The following is a 23,185-nucleotide window of genomic DNA, read 5'->3' as shown; positions in this document are numbered from 1 at the left end:
AACCGGTTAAAAGTAATACAGAGCACCAATATAAAAAATGGATAAGCGCTCTTATTCGTCAGCAGTTGACGGGAAACGGGCGAAGCGTCATAATTATAGGAAATTACTTTTACGGGGAACCTGTGTTGCAGCAATGTCACGGGTTCCATTTGGTATAGAAAGGACACGGAACAGATCAGAATGGGCATAGAGCAATTACTCGAGAAGGCCGGGGCATATATCAAAGAACCCGATCTGGTGCGCATACGAGAAGCTTACGAATTTGCTGATCAGGCCCACCATGGACAGACGCGAAAATCGGGAGAACCGTATATTCTGCATCCGCTTGCGGTTGCCGACATTGTTGTGAACATGCAGATGGACACCATCTCCATAATAGCAGCGCTTCTTCATGATGTAGTAGAGGATACTACGGTCTCACTTGAAGAGATCCGCAATCATTTCGGCAATACGTGTGCCATGCTTGTTGACGGCTTGACGAAGCTGGAACGTATTAAGTTCCGCTCCAAGGAAGAACAGCAGAACGAGAACTACCGCAAAATGTTCATCGCCATGGCGCAGGACATCCGTGTCATCGTGATCAAATTGGCTGACCGTCTGCATAATATGCGGACACTCAAGTTTCAATCGGAAGAAAGCCAGCGCCGGATTTCATATGAGACGCTGGAAATTTTCTGTCCGATTGCGAACCGTCTGGGGATCTCTGCGATCAAATGGGAAATGGAGGACATCGCCCTCCGTTATTTGAATCCGCAGCAATATTACCGTATTGCGAACCTGATGCACAAAAAGCGTGCCGAACGTGAGCAATATATCGATACGGTTATGGACGGAATTACGAACAAGCTCGATGAGATGGGCATTCAGGCAGACCTTTCTGGCCGTCCGAAGCATATCTACAGCGTGTTCAAGAAAATGACGACCAAAAACAAGCAGTTTAATGAAATTTATGATCTGCTTGCCATTCGTATTATTGTGGATAATATCAAGGATTGTTATGCTACCCTGGGAATTATACACACGTTATGGAAACCGATGCCTGGACGCTTTAAAGACTACATTGCAATGCCTAAGGCGAATATGTATCAATCGCTGCATACAACAGTAGTCGGTCCCAATGGCGAACCAACCGAGGTACAGATTCGGACATGGGATATGCACCGGACTGCTGAATTTGGTATCGCTGCTCACTGGGCATATAAGGAAGGCGCAGCGGCAGGTCCGCAATTTGAAGATAAAATTACGTTCTTCCGCGAAATTCTTGAACTCCAAAATGAAGCACAGGACGCGTCAGAATTCGTAGAATCGCTCAAAATGGATTTCTTCTCGGATCTTGTATTTGTATTTACTCCAAAAGGAGAAGTCATTGAATTGCCAATCGGGTCTGTTCCTTTGGATTTTGCTTATCGAATCCATACGGAGGTTGGTAATCGGACCATCGGTGCCAAAGTGAACGGTCGAATTGTTCCGCTGGACTATCATCTGAAGACAGGTGATATCATCGAAATTTTGACGTCCAAACATTCTTACGGACCTAGTCAGGACTGGCTGAAAATTGCGAAATCTTCTCATGCACGAGCGAAGATCAAACAATGGTTTAAGAAGGAACGCCGTGAAGAAAACGTTGAAAAAGGTCGGGAGAGCTGTGAGCGTGAACTGAAACGCATGGGGCTTGATCCTTCTGCGTGGATGACGGATGACAAGTTGATGGAAGCTGCCAAAAAATATGCGTTTAATGATATTGAGGACATGCTTGCCGCTGTTGGCTTCGGTGGAATTACTGCTGCACAGATCGTAACCAAAGCAACAGAAAAGCTGCGTAAAGAGCAGGAAGAGTCCAGTTTGCTGGAATTAAATTCCGAGATGCGCGAGCTGAAACCTGCACCTGAACGGAGAAATCGACCAACCAACGGCATTCGTGTCAAGGGCATCGATAATCTGCTTGTTCGATTTGCACGATGCTGTAATCCTGTGCCTGGGGATGACATTATCGGATACGTTACACGCGGACGCGGCGTTTCCGTGCACCGTAGTGACTGTCCGAATATTCCGACAAGTGCAGACGGAGAAGAAGCAGCACGTGTTATTGAGGTCGAGTGGGAAGAGAATATCGAAGCGAGTTACAGTGTGGATATTGAGATTACAGGCCATGATCGGAATGGCTTGCTTAATGAGGTACTTCAGGCTGTATCTGAAAGTAAAACCAATATTTCTGCCGTTACCGGACGGACAGATAAAAATAAATTAGCATTGGTGCACGTCACAATTCTGATTCGTAATACGGATCATCTGCAATCCGTTGTAGATCGGATCAAACGGGTGAAAGATGTCTATTCGGTGCATCGGATTATGCAGTAAGGAGCCTGTAAGATGAGGGTGCTTGTTCAACGCTGTAAAGAGGCTCAGGTGACTGTGGGAGACGATCTGACGGGTAAGATCGAATCCGGATTAATGTTGCTCGTAGGTATTACCCATGAGGACACGGAGAAGGATGCTCAGTATCTGGCTGACAAAATTAGCGGGTTACGGATATTTGAGGATGATCAGGAGAAGATGAACCTCAGCCTGCTTGATGTAGGCGGTGCTGTACTGTCCGTTTCCCAGTTCACCCTGTACGGAGATTGTCGCAAAGGAAAGCGTCCTAGCTTTGCAGCTGCGGCCCGACCGGAAGCGGCAGAACGTTTATATGAGACGTTTAATCAACTTTTACGAGATAAAGGGATTCAGGTTGAAACCGGCCGTTTCGGAGCGATGATGGATGTAACATTTACCAACTGGGGACCCGTGACTTTGATGCTTGAAAGTCCGGTTCGTTAGGAACCACGTGCATAATTTCTTCGGGTTCAGGCCATAATGAAGGATAATTCGTTGATGACTATTTTATGATCAAAGGAGTATCCAGCCAATTATGCGCCAATCTGCGAAAGAAACACGTATCCGTACAGAACCTTTGTTACTCCCTGGCAACCTGTATGAATCATTGCATCTTGCCCGTGCGGCTGCTGAGTGTGTTGCAACGATCTGGGCACTTGAGGATTCCGACAAAGGGAAACAGAGTCATCTTCCGCGATCTTGATTGTCCACACTTGTATAAACATCTGAAATTTGGATTATACAGATTTTGAAAAAGACCTGATTCCTCACCGAATCAGGTCTTTTTGTCATGAGTTGATTTTTATAAAATACTCGTTAGTCGATTTTCCTAGAAAATGAAATTACATCGGATTGTTATAAATTGCTCTGGTGAGGGTAATAACAAAACGAGGCACAACGAAGTGCCATTGTACTGCAAGGCCCGATTCATAAAGAAAGTTCGAACACGGAAAGGAGAACATACATTATGAGTAAAGTTGCTTTTTTATTGGCGAATGACTTTGAAGATTCGGAGATGCAGGTGCCGTATGACGAAGTAAAAAAAGCTGGACACGAAGTGGAGATTATCGGTTTAAAAGCTGGTGAGACCCTTAAAGGTAAAGGAGGAAAAGCCTCCTATACGACAGATAAGGCGATTGCTGACGCATCCGCTTCAGAGTATGATGCAGTCGTGATTCCTGGTGGATCATCCCCTGAGAATTTGCGAAGTGATGCGCACATCTTGAAGTTTGTCACCGAGATCAACAGTGCGAAGAAACCAATCGCGGCGATATGCCATGGTCCGCAGATTTTGGCTAGTGCCGATCTGTTGAAAGGCCGTACGATTACATCCTATCCACCGCTCAAGGATGACATGGTAAACGCAGGAGCAGAGTTCAAGGATCATGAGGCTGTTGTGGATGGAAACTATATTACATCCCGAACGCCTGAAGATGAGCCAGCATTTGTGCGTGAACTGCTAAAAGTGATTTAACTTCACCAGTTTTAACTGACATACATTGAAGTATTGTAACTACGTTACATCGTGACTTATACAAACTTCACGTTTGCATTTCATTCCGAAAAAGGAGGGTTTGACATGACAAAACATATTCAGGCGTATTTTCGAACCGAAGACGAGGCGGAGGGAGCAAGAACCTCACTTCAGACGTTCCGTACAGAGCATTTGGAAGTAGGTCAACTCGATAGTGCGATTGGTAGAGACACGCGGGTTATGGTACCACTGGTACCATATAATACTGCGGGTGGCGTAGGCACGAACGGAGCAATGGGTGTTGGTGCCGCTCCCGGTGTTCCAGCCAGCGAAAATGTGATCCCTGTGGTATCCAATGTGGATCGTGATGCAGAACGGGACTCTCGTGACAGAGTGAATGAGGATGGAGACATGCTGGATGCTGCGGACGTGTCTTCGGCCGATTATGATGATCTGCACTATGTTCTGTCTGCCAAAGTAAGGGATGAGGATTATGACGAGATTGTTCATAAGCTTCGTTCCAACCATGCCTATGTGGAAGAACTGAATTAACGTGTAGATCCCTTTTGCCCTTGCACTGCTTGACTACAGAGTCGAGTAATGTGCAAGGGCTTTTAATTATGTCTATACTTTTTAAAGAAATAAAGCGCTATCATTTTTGTAATATTACTGTAATATTAGTTACATAAGCCTTTAACATAGTGGGCTTATAATAACACACATGACCCCCTTTTTTTATATATCTTTTGAGCCTGCACACCGTGTGCAGGCTATTTTTTTGGAATGAAAATGTATATGTTTTGTGTAAAGCTTACCCCTTTATATAATTTTTGCTAGAATAGAGGAATGGATTCGAATATATTAAAGCCAGTTGTTTCATAGTTTAGCTTCATCGGATGGTATATCAAGCATAAAGCAAGCATTTAGCATTTGGGCTCAGGCGAATGCAATTCAACGACAGTGTGTATGAGGAACACATCGCCAGAGAGAACCGCCTTATTGCACATGAACAGTATAAAAGGAGTTTCGGGTTGTCTCTAATCCTTCTAATACTCGCAGAAACGCCCCCCGTCCTTATACAAGGGCGGGGTAGCCGTTCTGCTTGCTCGCTGGAAACTGCAAATCATATAGAATGCCTCGTACGAGAAACGGCACCTAAATGTTAATGCAACTGTGTTCTCATACAACTGGCTAGTGACAGATTTAAGGGGGAATTAGTTTTGAGTAAGGTTGGAAGAAATGAGTTATGCCCATGCGGAAGTGGGAAAAAATATAAGAAGTGCTGTTTGAATAAGGAGTCCTCACCCGCAGAATCTATACTGCGCCTGATATCAACGGAGCAGCCTGTCCAAGAAGCTACAGTTCAGCCTGAGAGCAAGCTGACTCCAACCAAACTGAAAAGGATGGTAACGCAAGAGCTGAAATGGGAACATCCTTCTCACGAACAGTTGGCCCTGGAGCTGATTGAGAACATGCGGAACCAATACGAGGGAGAGCTGATTTCGGAAGCTCTGATGTTATGGAACGGTTATTCCCGCCAGACGCGCCCCACTGTGAAGAAGACAGGTTCCTTCTGTGCTGCAATTGAATATTTGCTGTCCGAGGAATACGGCTTCAATGTCTCAAAACCTGATATGGCCACTAAATATGAGGTAACGACAGGTACGATCTCCCGGAAGGTCAATGAGATGTTCAGTTACATTGAAGAATACGGAATGGGCGGCGAAACGGACGAGCTAATGGTGCTGAACGGTCCAGGTACACCAAAGGACAAAGCGGAGGCTCTGCTACATAAGGCGAGGGAAGCCAGTTCTGCCAAACGCAGAATACAACTGGCGAAAACGGTGCTGGAGGTATATCCTGACAGCTCGGATGCATATCTTATACTGGCTGAGGAATCGGACAACGAATCAGATGCACGGGCTTACCTCAAGGCCGGAATTGCTGCTGGAGAACGCGAACTGGGTGACCTGTTTTTTGAGAAGAACAAAGGGCACTTCTGGGGGCTTCAAGAGACTCGTCCATATATCCGGGTATGCAAAAGCTACGCGGAATCTTGCTGGTTTGGTGGGGATACCCAAGAAGCTGCACAAACCCTGGAGCGTATGTTGGAACTTAATACAGAAGACAATACCGGAGCACGTTATCTGCTCGCTGCTGTGTATTTGTACAGCAACCAATTGAAGCATGCAGAACAATTGATGGAGAAGTATGGAAAAGGTGGCGCCTCAACGGCCTTTGCCTATGACCAGATCATTCTGGAGTATAAGAAAAATGGAATAACCTCGCAGCTCGAAAAGCTGTACCGTGTGGCTCGGGGGATGAACAAACATGTGCCGGATTACCTGCTGGGTTTGAAACGCCTGCCGCATAACCTCCCTGATTTTGTCGGAATGGGCGATTCCAATGAAGCGATTGAATATGTCATTATGCACTCCCGTCTATGGGCGAGCATGCCTGATCTGCTGAAGTGGATGCTGAAACAATAGAGTTATGTAGGGATTGGAGTTGGAATTCGTTTGAGGAATCCAGCTTCTATCCGCCATAATTGGAGTGTACTCTCTATCCAGTACGGCGTGTGCTTAGAATTTTTTTAATGCTATCTTTTCATGTTAACCCTTGACTTTAGCACTGCGGTTCATTACAATCAGAAAATAATACGTTGACTATAGTCAATACAAGTCGATTTTTGAACTATATTACTGATTTGATGACGGGACCAAGTACTCCGTGCCCACATGACCAGAGAGGAATCCCCAGGGCTGTAAGGATTCTCTTGATGAGCGGACGAATGACTTCCCCGAGAACAGACGGCGAACATGGCAGACATGATCTGTTAAACAGTAGCCGGCCTGCGCAGGACGTGCGTTACACGTAGAGCGGAATATCTGCTTGATCAGGGTGCAATAGGCAATCCTGAATCATCAGAGATCACCTGAACGGCTAAAGTGTCAGGTTTCCGAAATGTGGGTGGTACCACGGGTGAATGTATATTACACAATCTCTCGTCCCTTTGTTTGCTGTATATACAGCGACAGGGCGAGGGATTTTTTTGTTATATAAGTTGATTTAAAAGGAATACACAAAAACGGAGAGGGCAGAAAAAACCTGTAAAAGCGAAGCGTTCGCCTGAAAGCTTTCTGAAAGAAAGCTGCATCGGAAGCATATGCTATCACCGGATTTTCACATTTAGAATGAAAATTTAAAAAATCTGAGGATAACAGCGATTGTAAGGTTGTTCTGCCCGCGCAGTGATCACGTGTAGAATTTTTTAACTTTTAGAGAAAAAAATCAATGCTGGAGGGATCAAGATGGCTTTTCAAAAACCGACGGGGACGCAGGACTTACTTCCTGGAGTTGTCGAGAAATGGCAGTACGTAGAAGAAAAAGCACGAGATCTGTGTCGACGGTTTAATTACCGCGAGATTCGTACACCGATCTTCGAACAGACTTCTTTATTTGTACGTGGTGTAGGAGAGACTACCGATATCGTTGAGAAAGAAATGTATACCTTTGATGACAAAGGCAATCGCAGCATGACTCTTCGTCCAGAGGGAACAGCCGGTGTTGTCCGTGCGTATGTAGAGAATAAAATCTACGGCGAACCGGATGTGAGCAAGTTGTATTACATCGGTCCGATGTTCCGGTATGAGCGTCCGCAGGCAGGTCGTCAGCGTCAGTTCCACCAGTTTGGTGTAGAAGCCATCGGTGCACTGGACCCGGCGATTGATGCCGAAGTCATCGCACTGGGCTACCAGTTGTGTGTAGAGCTCGGCTTGAAGGATGTTAAAGTGGAGATCAACTCCGTTGGTAACTCGACCAGCCGTGCAGAATACCGGGAGACGTTGCTTGGGTTCCTCAGACCAATGAAAGACAGCCTGTGCAAGGACTGTCAGTCCCGGATGGAGCGTAATCCGCTGCGTGTACTCGACTGCAAAGTCGATCAGGACAAATTCGTAGGGGCACCGTCCATACTGGACAGCCTGGATGAAGAGTCTTTGAGTCACTTTGCCAAGCTGCAGGCATACCTGGATGATTTCGGAGTAGATTATGCTGTGAACAATCGTCTGGTACGGGGCTTGGATTATTACACGCTGACTGCGTTCGAATTAAAAGCCCAAGGGATTGGAGCAATTGATACGGTTGGTGGCGGTGGCCGGTACAATGGTCTCGTTGGAGATATCGGCGGACCTGATCAGCCGGGCATCGGCTTCGGTATTGGTCTGGAGCGTATTCAACTGATTCTGGAGCACCAAAATATTGAGGTGACTACGCTCGCTCCACTGGATGTGTACTTTGTTGCTCTGGGAGAGGCCGCTGATCGTGAAGTGAACCGACTGTTGTTCAAAATTCGTCAGTCTGGACTGTCTGGGGAACGTGATTATCTGGGCCGCAAGATGAAAGCACAGATGAAATCAGCTGATCGTTTCAAATCCCGCTATACCGCCATCCTTGGTGATGACGAGCTGGAGCGTGGTGAGATCGCCCTCAAGTCGATGGATACGGGAGAGCAACAAACCGTGAAGCTTGATGATCTGGTATCAGCCATTCGCGAAAGTAAATAAGCACGAACTGTAACATGGAGATTAAAACGTTCCATTAACACATTGATCCGGCAAAATTACTGAGGTTCATCAACGTTTCTAACGAATGGGGAGCTGGTGAGCCAGAGGTAACAAGCCTTTTCGAATACATGATCTACACGTAACCGGACTGTTGAAGAGCAGGTACCACTTGCCCATGCAGAACGGAAATTCACATAATGAGGAGTTTGGTTATGAAAAGAAGTCATCATTGCGGCGCATTAACACCCGCACACATCGGTGAAACAGTAACATTGAACGGTTGGGTTCAAACCCGTCGTGACTTGGGGGGCGTACTCTTCATCGATCTGCGTGACCGCAGCGGGATTGTACAAGTTGTCTTTAACCCGGCTTATTCCGGCGAAGCTCTGCAAATTGCAGATCGTGTACGTAGCGAGTATGTTATCGCTGTAACGGGTAAAGTCGTTAAACGTGATGCAGAAACAGTGAACAAAAACCTGCCTACTGGCGAAATTGAAGTTCAAATCACTGAAATCGAAGTGCTGAACGCAGCCAAAACACCTCCATTCTTCATTGAAGATGGTGTAGAAGTGGATGAATCCCTTCGTTTGAAATATCGTTACCTGGACCTGCGTCGTCCGGAAATGTTTGAAACACTGAAACTGCGTTCCAAAGCATCCAAAGTGTTCCGTGACTACCTGGATGGCGAAGAGTTCGTTGAAGTGGAAACACCAATCCTGACGAAGAGCTCCCCGGAAGGTGCGCGTGATTATCTCGTACCGAGCCGTGTGCATGAAGGTGAATTCTTCGCTTTGCCACAATCCCCACAAATCTACAAACAATTGCTGATGGTGGGTGGACTTGAGCGTTATTATCAGATCGCTCGCTGTTTCCGGGATGAGGATCTGCGTGCAGACCGTCAACCCGAATTCACGCAAGTCGACATCGAGACTTCCTTCCTGCAACAGGATGACTTGCTGCCAATGATGGAAGAACTGATGGCTAAATTGTTGCGCGAAACAAAAGGCATTGAGCTGGAACTGCCTTTCCAACGGATTACGTATGCAGATGCAATGGGTAAATACGGTTCAGACAAACCAGATCTGCGCTTCGGTATGGAACTGGTTGAAATGAACGATATCGTAGCAAACAGTGGTGTGAAAGTATTTGCTTCCGTCATCGAAAAAGGTGGAGAAGTGAAAGTGCTCAACGCTAAAGGTTGTGGCACATGGAGTCGTAAAGAGATTGATGATCTCGGACCATTTGCTGCACGTTACGGTGCGAAAGGTCTGGCTTGGATTCAAGTAAAAGACGGCGAGTTCAAAGGGCCAATCGTGAAGTTCTTCACGCCTGAAGAAATCGAAGCTGTCAAAGAACGTACAGGTGCTGAGGATGGCGACTTGTTGCTCTTCTCCGCAGACACGAAAAAAGTGGTTGCTGACGTACTGGGCGCATTGCGTCTGAAAATCGGCCGTCAACTCGGCCTGATCGATGACAGCAAATTCAAATTTGCTTGGGTTGTGGACTTCCCACTCCTTGGATATGATGAAGACGCTAAACGTTATGTGGCAGAACACCATCCGTTCACACGTCCAAAAGACGAAGATGTACATCTGTTCGACACAGACCCGGGTGCTATTCGTGCTCAAGCCTATGACCTTGTTCTCAATGGTTATGAAGTAGGTGGCGGTTCGATGCGTATCTACAAACGTGACGTTCAGGAGAAAATGTTTGCTGCCCTTGGACTCTCTCCAGAAGTAGCGAATGAGAAATTCGGCTACCTGCTGGAAGCATTCGAATATGGAACTCCACCGCATGGCGGAATTGCCTTTGGTCTTGACCGTTTGGTGATGTTGCTGGCGGGCCGCACGAATTTGCGTGAAACGATTGCCTTCCCGAAAACGGCAAGTGCAACGGATCTGCTGATGAATGCACCTTCCGAAGTGGATGACTCGCAATTGGAACAACTTCATATTCGCGTAGCCCGTAAACCGGTAGCGGAAAAGAAATAAAGGAGGCATCGATTCTCAATGCTCCATCAATTTTCAAGAACAGAGCTTGCGATCGGACCTGAAGGTCTGGACGCATTGAAAAATAGTACAGTCGCTGTGCTCGGTATTGGCGGCGTGGGTGGAATTGCTGTAGAAGCTCTTGCCCGTAGCGGCGTTGGACGCATCATTCTGATTGATAAAGATGTCGTGGACATTACCAACATCAACCGCCAGATTCATGCGCTGACCACAACAGTGGGACAGAAAAAAGCGGACCTGATGGTGGAACGGGTGAAACTGATCAATCCGGAATGTGATGCCATTGCATTGAATATGTTTTACACGGAAGAAACGTATGAGGAACTGTTCAAATATGAACTGGATTATGTGCTGGATGCATCCGACACGATTATCTACAAAATCCATCTCATTAAAGAGTGCCTGAAACGTAAAATTCCGATGATTTCCAGCATGGGTGCGGCGAATAAAATGGATCCAACGAAATTCCAGGTTGCGGATATTTCGAAAACGACCATGGACCCGATTGCCCGTGTTGTGCGTACCACACTTCGTAAAGACGGCATTAAAAAAGGTGTAAAAGTGGTCTTCTCGACTGAAAAGCCGATGAAACCGCGCGAGGACGTAACCCAAAAAATCGTTCCCGAGAATGCTCCGGAAATTCGCAAGGCCAAACAGCCACCTGCGAGTAACTCATTCGTGCCTCCGGTAGCCGGACTGATTATGGTCAGTGTTGCAATTAAGGATTTGTTAGAAATTGCAGAGAACAAGCAGCAATAACTTGCTGCCAACAGAAGAAGCGTAGATGCCCTTAAGGCATCTGCGCTTTTTTGTATGATTATACCCCGGAAGATGGAGCGGATGAGACATCAAACGTCTATGATAGACGAACCGCATTCCTGAAGAAATGTCAGAGTTACGTCATGTACTTCAACGTCAAAACCGTGTATGATATTCACTGCTGCGCGAAATGATGATACATACATAAAAGAATTTGCGGCTATATAAGCTGAATAAGGTTTACACAAGAACGAAGAGGACAGAAGAAACCTGAAGAAGCAGAGCGTTCGCCTAAAAGCTTTCTTAAAGAAAGCTACATCGGAAGCATACGCTATCACCGGATTCGTACATTTAAAAATTCAAACAAAAAATCTGGGGATAACAGCGATCGGAAGGTTGTTCTGTTAACGTAGTGGTGGAGTGTAAATACTCAGTTATTCAGCTTATATAGAGAGAGGGGAATAGAACGAAATGAAACACGGATGGATGGCCAGACGTCTTGGCATGGAGCCAGGAGACCAGTGGAAGAAGGAAGTTGTGGCGGGAGCCATTTCCTATTTTGCCGTGGTCTATATCGTTATGGTCAATGCTACAATTCTTTCCGATGCCGGAATGCCTTTGCAGGCAGCTATGGTTGGAACCCTGCTGACATCGATCGCAGGCTGTTTACTCATGGCATTTGGCGGAAAATCACCGATTATCGTTGTACCCGGAATGGGGATTAATGCATTTTTCACGTATACACTTGTACATTCCATGAAATTAAGCTGGCAAGAAGCGCTGGCTGTTGTAACCGTTACAGGTATACTGTTTGCCATTGTTGCGTTTACGTCATTATACAAAATGATTAGCGAAGCAATCCCGAAAAATCTGCAGCATGGCATTACGGTGGGGATTGGTTTGTTTCTCACGTTTATTGGTTTGCAAAAAAGTGGAATCGTTATCGCGCACCAGACCACATTTGTCGCGATTGGTCACTTTAATGATCCGAATGTCATTACAGCCTGCGTTACGCTGGTGCTGGCCTTGATTTTATTTATCCGTAATGTGCAAGGCGGACTTCTAATTAGTATTTTGGTCGGGACAGGTCTTGCCTATGTACTTGGAGCAGTGAATCCGGGTGAATCCGTATCAGCGATGGATGCGCTACGTCAATATGGCGGTTTGTTTGGTGAATTGTCCTTGATGAAGCTGGCTGATGTAGCATTCTGGATCGCGGTATTTTTGTTGCTGCTGATTGTGGTGTTCGAAAATATCGGTTTAATTACAGCTCAGACACAGATGATTGGTCGTCCGAAGCGCTTCAAGGGAAGTCTGCGGGCACTATCGATTAGTACCGTGCTGGCAGGCATATTTGGAAGCAGTCCTCCAGTGGCCGCCGCCGAGACGACAGCTGGTATTGCCGCAGGTGGACGCACAGGGTTAACTCCGCTCGTTACAGCCGTGTTGTTTGGGGCAACCTTTTTCTTCATCCCTCTGCTCGGTTACATTCCAGACAGTGCGATTGCACCCATTTTGATCATTATTGGCGGTCTGATGGTGCAAGGTGTGAAAGATATGGACTTTGGTGACTTTACAGAGGCTTTTCCTGCTTTTCTGATCATGGTCATGATTCCATTCACATATAGCATCGTGGACGGGATGGCGTTTGGATTTATTGCCTATCCACTTGCGAAGCTGGCAGCAGGTCAGGGTAAACAGGTGCCTGTGGTCATGTATGGCATATCCATCCTCTTTTTGGCCAATTTTGTGCTGCACGGCATCTTGTAAAGTTGTGTTATACAACAAAAGGCAACGTTATATAAGTTCATACGTATGATTTCTGGTGAGCAGATGTAGAACGGGAGGAACGGGAATGGAAGAACAGCAGCAAGCAGGGCAGAAGGAACCGAAGGTAGGAAAAAAAGGATTTAAGGATTTCGTCAAGCTGATCGCTTCCACGAACCCGCCAAAACTGATCCTGATCCTGGCCCTCATCCTGACCTTGATTCAGACGACGGCCGGACTGATTGTGCCACTGATGACCAAAGGTCTGATTGATGGACTAACCACTTCGGCACTGAACAAATCGGTTATTTTATTGTTGCTCGGTGCATTTGTGATTCAGGCGATTGCCTCGGGTATCAGCATTTATATGTTAAATTACGCAGGACAACGTGTGGTCGCCACACTTCGCACGAAGCTGTGGAACAAAGTATTGTCGCTGCGAATGCCATATTTCGATCGCAATCGGACAGGCGATACGATGAGCCGGATTACGAATGATACAAGCCAGATCATGACGTTGATTGCAGATTATCTGGTCTCCTTTGTGTCGAACATCGTTGCCGTTGTAGGTGGGGTGGCGTTACTTTTTTATTTGGATTGGGTGATGTCACTCATTATTCTGAGTCTGGTGCCACTTACGCTGTTGATCCTGTTGCCAGTGGGGAGGAAGATGTACAAAATCTCCAAGAAACAGCAGGATGAGATGGCAGGTCTTACATCCGTACTTAGTCAGGTTATTGGTGAGATTCGCTTGGTCAAAGCCTATGGAACGGAGAAACAGGAATCAGAAGCCGGGGATTCCCGGATTCGTAAAATGTTTGCTTTTGGCTTGCAGGAAGCACGCATCCTTGCGCTGATCGGTCCTTTGTTTACATTTGTCATGACGGCAGTATTGGTCGTTATTCTTGGTGTAGGGGGAATGCGTGTAGCGTCTGGTATGCTGTCACCAGGTGAACTGGTCGCCTTTATATTGCTGTTGTTCCAGGTCATTATGCCAATGGGGCAGTTCACAACACTATACTCCCGTTTGCAAAAAGTTGTAGGTGCGACAGAGCGCATACAAGCTATTCTTGCTGATGAGGAAGAGCCGCATCACAGCACCAAGGTAGCTCCAAAAGGAAATGAGACGATTGCGTTCCATGATGTACACTTTTCCTATGTCACAGGTGAAGAAGTGTTGCACGGAATTAATCTGACGGTACCTACACGTAAAGTGACCGCGATTGTTGGTCCAAGCGGTAGCGGTAAATCAACACTGTTCTCTTTGATGGAGCAGTTCTATATGCCCGATTCAGGCCATATTTCGTATGGGGGACAAGCGATAACGGACTATTCTTTGTCATCCTGGCGCAGCAAGATTGGGTATGTATCTCAGGAAAGTCCCCTTATGGCGGGTACGATCAAAGACAATATCACGTACGGATTGGACCGTGAGGTCACGATGGATGAGATCCGTCGAGCTGCCGAGATGGCTTATTCTGCCGATTTTATCGACAAGTTGCCACAGGGATATGAGACGGAAGTAGGCGAGAGGGGAATTAAGTTATCCGGGGGACAACGTCAGCGGATTGCTATTGCACGGGCGCTACTACGAAGTCCTGACATTCTCATGTTGGATGAAGCAACGTCCAGTCTGGACAGTACCTCGGAGTATGAAGTACAGCAGGCATTGTCCAATTTGATGGAGGGCAGAACTACAATCGTGATCGCACACCGATTGTCCACCGTGGTGGACTCCGATCAGATTGTTGTACTAGAGCATGGACATGTGACCGGAACAGGAACTCATGCTGAATTAATTGGCAATCATCCGGTATACCGTGAATTAGCACAGAAACAGTTTGTGGCACAGGAAGGAAACGCAGCTACAGTACAAAACGAAGAGTAATTCCCATTATTGCAGGATCTCCGTTATACCTCTGAGGTATTTCAACGGAGATCCTTTTCCTTTTTTTTTTTTTTGAAATTCCTCATATTTACAGTAGGACCAACATACTCTATATTATAGATACCGACCGTTGGTATGTATAAGGAGGGCATTATGGCCAGAAATAAATACCCTGAGCAGACACTGGACCTGATTCTGGCAGTCTCAACTCAAATGTTTACCGAAAAGGGATATGAAAAGACCAGTATTCAAGACATTATAGATGAATTAGGTATGTCCAAAGGTGCAATATATCATCATTTCAAGTCCAAGGAGGATATCCTTAGTGCAGTGATGGAGAAGGAGCTTGGGCGGGCAGAAGACATGTTTATGGAACTCATCCAGAACACGCATGCTCCGAATGCCAGACAGAAGCTCATCAGTATTTTGGAAAATATTATTGTTGATCCTGGCATTCAGTCTAACTCCATTGATCAGGTTCTAAGCACTCAGATCAAGAATCCACAGTTTGTACTTGGTGGAATCAGGAAGGGTGTTCTAAAAGACGCACGAATTATTGCCAATATCATGGAGCAAGGCAAGAGTGATGGATCGATCTCTGTCGAATATCCGCTGGAATGCGCTGAAATCTTCATGCTACTCGTTAATATCTGGATCAACCCTCTTCTTTTTGGACGGGATGAGGCACAGACATTGGAAAGACTCAAGTTTCTACAGCACATGATGAAGCTTTTGGGAGTGGATATCGTAAGTGAACAGCTTATTCAACGTATTACCAATCGGCATGCCAGCACGGGAGGTTATGTGAATCCGGAGTAAGCACACACACATGCTTGTTTGAAATGGAGATGGGAACGATGTTCAAAAATAGTGAGCTTGCCCTATGCAAGAGCCTAGATATTGATCAATCCATTCATGATATACAGCTAAATTGGTTATCAGGAGATATCAGTATTCTTCCGAGTGTGGATGAACTGATTCACGTCACGCAATATGCGGATGTGTGGTTCTCCAAGCGAAGACTGATGCAAGTTGACATACGTGGAGGAACCTTAAACATCGTAGACGGAAGAAAGATGAGAGGTCTCATCGGGTTAAATATAGGTCGAACAGCATTGAAAATTCATCTACCAGCTCGGGTTTATAAACGTATTTTGCTAAACTCCACAGGAGGACAACTCCGGTTGAATCGACTTCTGGCCACTCGCTGTCAATGTAAGATCACCTCAGGTCGTGTAGAATTGTCAGGGAAGATGGGTGAGCTTGAATTGTACGCAGTGGCATCCACAGTGAGTGCACAACATCTTTGTGCAGATAAATTCAATCTTCAATCCACTTCAGCCAAAATCGACATTTCGGGAGAATTCCGTCACTTGCAATTTACCATTACAGGCAGAAGTTTAAATATGGAATGTCTTAATATGCCGGAGAGCTTGTATTCCGTATCCACGGGGGGACAGGCAGTAGTCTCCATTCCAGATAACGAAGGTTTCCAAATTATACTTAAAGAAAGATCAGGAGCACTTAAAAGTGAATTTGATTTGACTCCCCTTCACGGGGACAGCAATAATCTAATACACAAAAGTGGAAAAAGTGAATTCCAAGTGGATATTCGAGGAGGAGCTTTTCATTTAAAACACAGGAAATAAGAGACTAATCGTGTGTACTGAAAACAATGGGGGCAGATATCATGGCTGGTTGGATCGTAGGAATTAGTTTTTCCACCATCGTATTGCTAATTGGGATTTACGGCGTATTGAACAGCAGGCACAGGCAGACCAGAAACAAGTGGGCCTGGTGGTTTATTTTGTTTGGTTGTTGTGCGCTTGTCAGTGCCATCATTAATTATCAATTCAGATGAGCCTCATATATTACAAAAGTAAGCCTACAAAACGGATGTGGCTTTCAATTGCCCTATGTGATATAGTAAGTATCCTTTTGTATTTCCAGATCTAGGCGATACAGAGCAAAACATATTCTTAGGAGGTAACTGAAACATGTCAGACAGCTTTCAAAGTGCCTATCAAGAAGAAGAGTACAGGTTAGAGCGAACGATGGAGGAAGTGGACAGTCAGTTGCAACGACTGCAAAATATTCCGGTGTATACCGGCCACGACTTCACAGAACAAGTGCTGGAAGCTGGACGCGAAGAGCGCCGCACCGCCTTGTCCAAGAGCGCGCAGCAACCCTATTTCGGACGCTTGGATTTCGAAGAACAGGGCAGTGGTGCACGGAAACCGCTGTATATTGGCAAAGTCGGCGTAGACCGCGAAGAGGTGGGAGAGCATCCGCTCGTCATCGACTGGCGTGCTCCTGTCGCCAGCCTGTTTTACTCATTTACAGGAGGCGAAGCCTCCGCAACGTATGAAGCCCCGGAAGGGCTAATTGAAGGTCTGGTGTACCTGAAACGAAACGTTGTCATTCGACAGCGGATATTGGAACGTGTGGCGGATACATATAACCGTGACAGCGACCAGCCAGCGGTATCTGATGAATTCCTCGTTTATCGTCTGGGGGAGAACAAGGATAACAAGCTCCGTGACATCGTATCTACGATTCAGGCGGAGCAGGATCTGATCATTCGTGCGGCGAGAAACACCGCATTGATCATTCAGGGTGTGGCTGGATCCGGGAAAACAACGGTTGCCCTGCATCGGCTGGCCTTTTTGCTGTATCAGTACAAGGAGCAGGTATCTGCGGAGAAAATGGTTATTTTTGCACCCAACCACATGTTCCTGGATTACATCTCGGATGTGCTCCCGGAACTCGGAGTAGGGGACATCCAGCAGCGGACATTCCCGGATTGGGCGATGAACCTGCTGGGGCTGGAGATGTCTTTGGCGAATACGTCAGATACGCTCAACACCTGGTTCGAAACACCAGATGCACGGCCTGAATTGAATGATGATGTACCTGGACGGTATAAAGGATCGATCCGTTTCATGGAACTTATTCGAGAGTGGCTGTCGGGGATGGAAGCGGACTCCGTACCGGATATGGATTTCAGTCCATGGGATGGTAAGGTGCTTAGCAAGACGGAGATTGAGAACTGGTTCGGTGAGGAATACAAACATTATCCGCTGGCCAAACGCAAAGAACGGGTCATGGCGCGGGTTCACCGCTGGATTGAGATGGAACTTAAGAAACCGATGCCAGAAGCTGTGCGTAAAGAACGCAAGAAAAAAGCATCTACTCGTGAGAAAGCTTATGCCAAAAAATGGCCTCAATACGAGCCGCTTACGTTATACAAACAACTTTTCAAAGCTGCAAAGGGTGGCTCAGTGCCAGCCTCGCTCAGCGGGCTTATTCCAAAATTGGTCATGAAACAAACGGCAGCAGATCTGAAGCAGGATATCGTCCGTGAAGAGGATCTGCCTGCATTGGTATACATTCATACATTGGTTCATGATATTGAGGGTTCGGAGCGGTTCGATCATGTCGTGATCGATGAAGCGCAGGACTTTTCCCCTTTTCATGTGGCGTTATTGGATCAGTTCGTCAAAGGGCATTCCTTCACCATACTGGGTGACTTGTCCCAAGGGATTCATGAGTACCGTGGTGTTCATGCGTGGGATGAGATGAGTTCTCTGTTTCCTGAGGAGCAGAATGCATACTTTGCATTGACCCGAAGTTATCGTTCAACGATGGAAATTATCGACTATGCCAATACGATTCTGGAACGTGGTGTCAAGAGCGGAATTACGGCGATCCCTGTTTTCCGTAGTGGTGATCCGGTTCGGACATTGGCTTATGGAGGCGAAGGGCGGACGGCAAGTCTGGAGCAGGCTTTGAAGGTGTTAACTGTCAAAGACTACCGAACGGTCTCCATCCTGACCCGTACCCTGCATGAAGCAGAGGAACTTCACCGTGACCTTCAGGCCGCAGGCTGGGATCTGAACCTGATCGATGGTGGCAAAAAGCAGTACACGGGTGGACACTCTGTTTTACCTGTTTATCTGTCCAAAGGGTTGGAGTTTGATGCCGTTATCGTGGCAGACGTAGATCAGAAGCATTATCTGCCGAATGCCGGTGATGCAAAGCTGTTGTACGTGGGGTGTACACGGGCCTTGCACGAATTGTGGCTCTTCCATGATGGTGATTTGCCAGAGTACGCAGCCGCAACACATAATCCGGGCGGCGAGCCCGTAACTATTCAGGGTTGGCCAGAACTTGGGTGAATAAAGTCTGTTAAACATTAAAAGGCATGACGTTCATGGGGAAATGTCCCATAAGCGCATGCCTTTTCTGCATTTGTGCAAGAATGCTTAAACCTCTGAGAAAGAACGACAGTGGAAGTTTAGGGTTATGTTACCCTATTTCCCATTCTGGACGAGCGACGGTTCACCAGGAATATGCCGATAGCAATGAGTAAACCACCTGCCAATGCAAACCACTGGACATGTTCTCCCAGCAAGATCCAACTCGACAATACACCAAAGAATGGTGCCAGGAACAGATAGGAACTGGTTTGAGCCGGATCACTATGTTGCAGCAAATAAAACCAAAGCGAGAATTGCATGATGGAGCAAACAAGCGTTAACCAAAGCAGTACGATAACCGAGGTGGTATTCACTATAAAGTGAGGATGTTCAGTCCATACGCTCAGTAGAAGAAGCGCAGCACCTCCCGCGAGCATCTGATAGGCTGTTAAGACAAAAGTATCGTAGTCATCGCCCCAGCGTTTGATAAGCATTGTGGACACGGCAAAGGAGATCGCACCACCGAATCCAATCCAGGTGCCAGGACTAAAACTCATCTGCCATCCAAAGGTTAACATAATCCCCATGAAACCGAGCATAACACCGATCCACTGACTGAAGCGGTAGGTCAGTCTATATAAGAAAGCACTGAGGATAATGACCAGCAACGGATTGGTAAATGTAATAATGGCCGATTCGCCAGAGGTAATCCAGTTCATGCTGTAGTAGGCGCAGCCCATCACTCCTGCGGATTGGAACAGGCCAATAAGGATTATTTTCAACCAAGACTGCCACTGGGTAGGTAATGGGCGTTTACGTAGATACCAGGCCATCAACCTGCCTGCCAGTACATAACGTAGACCCATGAGCAGGAAAGGTGGAGCATATAACATACCGATCTTGCCGATTGGAAACGAAGTACCCATGATTAGCGTTGTCAGAATGATCAAAATTGTATACTTCAAGGGTTGGATGGTGCGGATACCTTTTTCATGTCTGGAGTTCATAACGTTTGTCCACTATCTACAGTAATGAGCTGCCCGGTCATGGATTGCTGTTCAAGCGCAGCACAGATCATGTGTGCGATATCCTCAGGCGAGGCAATTTTCTGCAATAATACTTCTCCACTGAGACGATGCATTCGCTCCTCGTTTCCAGCCCACCACCTTGTAGCAACTGCGCCAGGGACGATAGCATTCACCCGAATGTGTGGTGAGAGTGCATGCGCAAGGGATAAGGTCAGGCCGTGAACTGCCGCTTTGGAGACGGCGTAAGGGAGGGATGAGCCAGAACCCGTACTGCCTGCAATGCTGCCCAGATTCACGATGGAACCCCCACCAGCCTGTCTCATGCCTTCCGTCACTGCACGCACGCAATGAAACATGCCTTTCACATTCACATCCACCAGCTCATTCCAGACGTCATCTGTAACAGACTCCAGATCGTGCATGGGGATGTGATGCGTGATTCCGGCGTTATTTACAAGTGCAGTAATTGGGCCATAGGTTTCAGTTATTGTGGTGACCATGCGCCGGACATCAAGATCATTGGCAACATTAGCTTGAACGGCGAATGCATGGCCGCCCGTATCCAAAATGTGTTGAACAGTCTCGCTTGCTGCATCTTTGGAGCGCGAATAGTTGACGGCGACCAACGCTCCACGCTTAGCCAGCATTAGACTTACAGCACGGCCTATGCCTGTTCCGCCACCTGTGATCAAAGCAACTCTATTTTTCCAGTATGTCATGCTGAACACTCCTTATCATCATCCAGTCAGAGGACTGGTTAGGGATCTACATGAATTGTAGTCCGGTTTGCACATGAAGTATAATGATTGGTAATGAAGTGGATATCATTTTTAATGATGTCAGAGTGGGGGGACCATGGAGAGCGGGGATCTTAGAATATTTCAGTGTGTTGCACAGGAAGGGAATCTGACCAAAGCTGCTGCTAAACTGGGGTATGTTCAATCCAATGTAACGGCACGTATCAGGCATCTGGAAGCAGAAGTGGGTACAACGTTGTTCATTCGTCATAACCGGGGCATGACGTTATCTCCAGCCGGAGAGATGCTGCTGACGTATGCGGATAAAATTATTGGTTTGCTGAATGATGCTTCCAAGGCACTACGGGCGACGAGCACACCATCGGGTCCGTTGCAAATAGGGTCTACTCAGACGGCAGCAGCAGTTCGTTTACCTGAGCTTTTTGCAAAATATTATCAACATTATCCCGAAGTGTCCTTGTCACTGGCTACGGGCAATTCGCAGATGCTTATTGATCAAGTTATTGGGTATGAATTGGAAGGGGCTTTCATTGGTTGTTCCTGTGATCATCCCGATATCGAGTCCATCGATGTATATGATGAAGAGTTATTTGTGGTCTCGTCGGGTGTGGGGCCCGAAGAAGAGCTTACCCGTAAACCGATCCTTGTCTACAGCATGGGATGCTCCTACCGACAGATTTTAGAGGAGTGGTTGCTCTCAAGTGGGGTAAATCGTCCAGTGATTATGGAGTTTGGAACGCTGGAGGCGATTATTAGTGGAGTGACGTCCGGAATGGGGATTTCTCTGTTACCAGAGATTGTGATTCGGCAGCAAATCGCAAGTGGAAATCTTCGCAAACATTCGCTACCTTCTGGCATAAGTAGAATGATGACTCGTTTTATTACACGCAAGGATGCGTTTGTCAGCAGTGCGCTTGGCGCATTTATAGCTATGTTACCACGGGAGTATGATATGATAGAGAGTGGTAATACATCAGAAGTGTAAATGTACACATGTTAAGGCAATCCGTTAAGGAAGTGATAAGCAATGGATTTATTTTCGTTTCAGCAGGACTCCAAACCACAAGCCAGATTGCTCGCGGACCGCATGCGGCCAGAGCATCTGGATGAATATATTGGACAGGAACATATTATTGGACCGGGGAAATTACTACGGCGCGCCATCGAGGCGGATCAGATTTCGTCCATCTTGTTATATGGCCCTCCGGGATGTGGCAAGACAACCCTGGCACATATTATTTCTCAGCAAACGCAGGGACAGTTCGTTCGCCTGAATGCAGTGGAAGCTTCTGTCAAGGATGTGCGTGAAGTCATCGAACAGGCGCAAACGAACAAACAGCTGTATGGAACCAAAACCATTTTGTTCCTCGATGAGGTGCATCGGTTTAACAGCTCACGTCAGGATGCGTTATTGCCAGCGGTAGAGAAGGGCACGATTATTTTTATCGGCGCGACGACAGAGAATCCCTTTCATTACGTCAATGGGGCCCTAATGAGCCGTTCAACTCTGTTCCAGCTAGAATCGCTGAACAAGGATCATTCCCTTATTGCGATGCGCAGAGCATTGAGTGATGCGGACAAAGGTCTGGGGTTCATGGAATTACAGGCAGACGATGAGGCGCTTGAGCATATTGCCACGATGGCTAATGGGGATATTCGGCGTGCGCTTAACGCACTTGAACTGGCTGCGTTGACGACGCCACCGGAGAAGGATGGCTCCATTCATATTACGCTTGGTGTAGCTGAAGAGTCTATTCGGCGCCCTATTGTGAAGGCCGATGAATCTACCCAGTATGATGTGCTGTCTGCTTTTCACAAGAGTATCCGGGGGTCTAGTGATGCGGCGCTATTCTGGTTTCTATACGCGGTGGAGAAGCTCGGTATGGACCCAATGACCTTCATCCGGCGTCTGATTGCAGCAAGCAGTGAAGACATTGGGCTTGCGAACCCGCAAGCCATGACCCAGGCCATTGGAGCACTTGATGCATACCGGAATAACGGCTGGCCCGAAGCCAAGCTGAACATCGCACAAGCGATTCTGTTCGCGGTCGAAAGTCCAAAATCCAATGCGGTATACACCGCCATCTCCAAAGCCATGAACGCCATTGATGAAGTGAAATCGGCAGAAGTTCCGCTGCACTTGCGAGATACGCATTATTCGGGTGCCGTGAAACTAGGGCATGAGGGCTATCAATATCCGCACAATTACCCGGGGCATTATGTGAAACAGGAATATTTACCAAAACAGCTTTCACGTAGAGTATTCTATGAGGCAACGGAACAAGGCAACGAATCGAAGATCAGGCTGAACCAACAGCGGCGCAGGGAATTTTAAGAACAGACAGATCAATCGGGAGATGCACAC

The 23,185-nt window shown here is 46.9% G+C and carries 19 protein-coding genes; 17 read left to right on the top strand and 2 right to left on the bottom strand.

The features are described from left to right. The first annotated feature begins 180 nt into the window (after positions 1–180). The 15 genes from MKZ12_RS23220 (at position 181) to MKZ12_RS23150 (ending at position 19,013) form a co-directional block, all read left to right on the top strand. Positions 181–2,358, top strand: a complete 2,178-nt coding sequence (locus tag MKZ12_RS23220; protein WP_339237014.1) for a bifunctional (p)ppGpp synthetase/guanosine-3',5'-bis(diphosphate) 3'-pyrophosphohydrolase — start codon at positions 181–183, stop codon at positions 2,356–2,358. 12 nt (positions 2,359–2,370) lie between these two features. Further along, positions 2,371–2,817, top strand: coding sequence for a D-aminoacyl-tRNA deacylase (gene dtd / locus MKZ12_RS23215; protein WP_339257003.1), 447 nt, complete (start codon positions 2,371–2,373; stop codon positions 2,815–2,817). A gap of 91 nt (positions 2,818–2,908) precedes the next feature. Continuing rightward, on the top strand, positions 2,909–3,076 hold the full coding sequence (locus tag MKZ12_RS23210; protein ID WP_253440218.1) for a hypothetical protein: 168 nt from the start codon (positions 2,909–2,911) through the stop codon (positions 3,074–3,076). Positions 3,077–3,340: 264 nt separating this feature from the next. Beyond that, a complete protein-coding gene (locus MKZ12_RS23205) occupies positions 3,341–3,847 on the top strand; it encodes a type 1 glutamine amidotransferase domain-containing protein (protein WP_339237008.1) in 507 nt (168 codons plus the stop codon). 105 nt (positions 3,848–3,952) lie between these two features. Further along, entirely contained in the window at positions 3,953–4,399 is a 447-nt protein-coding gene (locus MKZ12_RS23200; protein ID WP_215074538.1) for a hypothetical protein, read from the top strand. Positions 4,400–5,067: 668 nt separating this feature from the next. Next, positions 5,068–6,336 carry an SEC-C metal-binding domain-containing protein gene (locus MKZ12_RS23195; protein ID WP_339257002.1) on the top strand — a complete coding sequence of 423 codons (1,269 nt, stop codon included), beginning with the start codon at positions 5,068–5,070 and terminating at the stop codon, positions 6,334–6,336. Between the two features lie 822 nt (positions 6,337–7,158). After that, complete coding sequence (gene hisS / locus MKZ12_RS23190) at positions 7,159–8,412, top strand: histidine--tRNA ligase (protein WP_339257000.1); 1,254 nt, start codon at positions 7,159–7,161, stop codon at positions 8,410–8,412. Positions 8,413–8,624: 212 nt separating this feature from the next. Beyond that, positions 8,625–10,403 carry an aspartate--tRNA ligase gene (gene aspS, locus MKZ12_RS23185; RefSeq protein ID WP_091027644.1) on the top strand — a complete coding sequence of 593 codons (1,779 nt, stop codon included), beginning with the start codon at positions 8,625–8,627 and terminating at the stop codon, positions 10,401–10,403. Between the two features lie 18 nt (positions 10,404–10,421). Next, positions 10,422–11,180, top strand: coding sequence for a tRNA threonylcarbamoyladenosine dehydratase (locus tag MKZ12_RS23180; protein WP_091020457.1), 759 nt, complete (start codon positions 10,422–10,424; stop codon positions 11,178–11,180). A 471-nt stretch (positions 11,181–11,651) separates the two neighbouring features. Beyond that, positions 11,652–12,950, top strand: coding sequence for an NCS2 family permease (locus MKZ12_RS23175; protein ID WP_339236997.1), 1,299 nt, complete (start codon positions 11,652–11,654; stop codon positions 12,948–12,950). 85 nt (positions 12,951–13,035) lie between these two features. Then, on the top strand, positions 13,036–14,835 hold the full coding sequence (locus MKZ12_RS23170; RefSeq protein ID WP_339256997.1) for an ABC transporter ATP-binding protein: 1,800 nt from the start codon (positions 13,036–13,038) through the stop codon (positions 14,833–14,835). Positions 14,836–14,988: 153 nt separating this feature from the next. Beyond that, positions 14,989–15,654 (top strand): TetR/AcrR family transcriptional regulator, encoded by a 666-nt coding sequence (locus MKZ12_RS23165; RefSeq protein ID WP_339236992.1) that lies wholly within the window; start codon positions 14,989–14,991, stop codon positions 15,652–15,654. Between the two features lie 38 nt (positions 15,655–15,692). Beyond that, positions 15,693–16,484 (top strand): DUF4097 family beta strand repeat-containing protein, encoded by a 792-nt coding sequence (locus tag MKZ12_RS23160; protein ID WP_339256995.1) that lies wholly within the window; start codon positions 15,693–15,695, stop codon positions 16,482–16,484. A gap of 41 nt (positions 16,485–16,525) precedes the next feature. Next, positions 16,526–16,696 (top strand): hypothetical protein, encoded by a 171-nt coding sequence (locus tag MKZ12_RS23155; protein WP_339236988.1) that lies wholly within the window; start codon positions 16,526–16,528, stop codon positions 16,694–16,696. A 136-nt stretch (positions 16,697–16,832) separates the two neighbouring features. Further along, positions 16,833–19,013 carry a UvrD-helicase domain-containing protein gene (locus MKZ12_RS23150; protein ID WP_339256993.1) on the top strand — a complete coding sequence of 727 codons (2,181 nt, stop codon included), beginning with the start codon at positions 16,833–16,835 and terminating at the stop codon, positions 19,011–19,013. A 125-nt stretch (positions 19,014–19,138) separates the two neighbouring features. Here the strand turns inward: MKZ12_RS23150 and MKZ12_RS23145 are convergent, their stop codons facing one another. Further along, positions 19,139–20,041, bottom strand: coding sequence for an EamA family transporter (locus MKZ12_RS23145; protein WP_339256991.1), 903 nt, complete (start codon positions 20,039–20,041; stop codon positions 19,139–19,141). Next, positions 20,038–20,781 carry an SDR family NAD(P)-dependent oxidoreductase gene (locus MKZ12_RS23140; protein ID WP_339256989.1) on the bottom strand — a complete coding sequence of 248 codons (744 nt, stop codon included), beginning with the start codon at positions 20,779–20,781 and terminating at the stop codon, positions 20,038–20,040. The genes MKZ12_RS23145 and MKZ12_RS23140 overlap by 4 nt, the downstream gene beginning before the upstream one ends. 136 nt (positions 20,782–20,917) lie before the next feature. Between MKZ12_RS23140 and MKZ12_RS23135 the strand changes: the two genes are divergently transcribed. After that, entirely contained in the window at positions 20,918–21,805 is an 888-nt protein-coding gene (locus tag MKZ12_RS23135) for a LysR family transcriptional regulator (protein ID WP_339256987.1), read from the top strand. A 42-nt stretch (positions 21,806–21,847) separates the two neighbouring features. After that, a complete protein-coding gene (locus MKZ12_RS23130) occupies positions 21,848–23,155 on the top strand; it encodes a replication-associated recombination protein A (protein ID WP_339236977.1) in 1,308 nt (435 codons plus the stop codon). Positions 23,156–23,185 lie beyond the last annotated feature (30 nt).

The organism is Paenibacillus sp. FSL R5-0713 (assembly GCF_037973325.1).
Taxonomy (GTDB): domain Bacteria; phylum Bacillota; class Bacilli; order Paenibacillales; family Paenibacillaceae; genus Paenibacillus.
This window is presented reverse-complemented; position numbering and strand designations above follow the sequence as displayed.

Bases quoted from the DNA above. Each gene is read 5' to 3' on its own strand.
- MKZ12_RS23220 (WP_339237014.1), top strand. From the start codon at position 181: ATGGGCATAGAGCAATTACTCGAGAAGGCCGGGGCATATATCAAAGAA.
- dtd (WP_339257003.1), top strand. From the start codon at position 2,371: ATGAGGGTGCTTGTTCAACGCTGTAAAGAGGCTCAGGTGACTGTGGGA.
- MKZ12_RS23210 (WP_253440218.1), top strand. From the start codon at position 2,909: ATGCGCCAATCTGCGAAAGAAACACGTATCCGTACAGAACCTTTGTTA.
- MKZ12_RS23205 (WP_339237008.1), top strand. From the start codon at position 3,341: ATGAGTAAAGTTGCTTTTTTATTGGCGAATGACTTTGAAGATTCGGAG.
- MKZ12_RS23200 (WP_215074538.1), top strand. From the start codon at position 3,953: ATGACAAAACATATTCAGGCGTATTTTCGAACCGAAGACGAGGCGGAG.
- hisS (WP_339257000.1), top strand. From the start codon at position 7,159: ATGGCTTTTCAAAAACCGACGGGGACGCAGGACTTACTTCCTGGAGTT.
- aspS (WP_091027644.1), top strand. From the start codon at position 8,625: ATGAAAAGAAGTCATCATTGCGGCGCATTAACACCCGCACACATCGGT.
- MKZ12_RS23180 (WP_091020457.1), top strand. From the start codon at position 10,422: ATGCTCCATCAATTTTCAAGAACAGAGCTTGCGATCGGACCTGAAGGT.
- MKZ12_RS23175 (WP_339236997.1), top strand. From the start codon at position 11,652: ATGAAACACGGATGGATGGCCAGACGTCTTGGCATGGAGCCAGGAGAC.
- MKZ12_RS23170 (WP_339256997.1), top strand. From the start codon at position 13,036: ATGGAAGAACAGCAGCAAGCAGGGCAGAAGGAACCGAAGGTAGGAAAA.
- MKZ12_RS23165 (WP_339236992.1), top strand. From the start codon at position 14,989: ATGGCCAGAAATAAATACCCTGAGCAGACACTGGACCTGATTCTGGCA.
- MKZ12_RS23160 (WP_339256995.1), top strand. From the start codon at position 15,693: ATGTTCAAAAATAGTGAGCTTGCCCTATGCAAGAGCCTAGATATTGAT.
- MKZ12_RS23155 (WP_339236988.1), top strand. From the start codon at position 16,526: ATGGCTGGTTGGATCGTAGGAATTAGTTTTTCCACCATCGTATTGCTA.
- MKZ12_RS23150 (WP_339256993.1), top strand. From the start codon at position 16,833: ATGTCAGACAGCTTTCAAAGTGCCTATCAAGAAGAAGAGTACAGGTTA.
- MKZ12_RS23145 (WP_339256991.1), bottom strand. From the start codon at position 20,041: ATGAACTCCAGACATGAAAAAGGTATCCGCACCATCCAACCCTTGAAG.
- MKZ12_RS23140 (WP_339256989.1), bottom strand. From the start codon at position 20,781: ATGACATACTGGAAAAATAGAGTTGCTTTGATCACAGGTGGCGGAACA.
- MKZ12_RS23135 (WP_339256987.1), top strand. From the start codon at position 20,918: ATGGAGAGCGGGGATCTTAGAATATTTCAGTGTGTTGCACAGGAAGGG.
- MKZ12_RS23130 (WP_339236977.1), top strand. From the start codon at position 21,848: ATGGATTTATTTTCGTTTCAGCAGGACTCCAAACCACAAGCCAGATTG.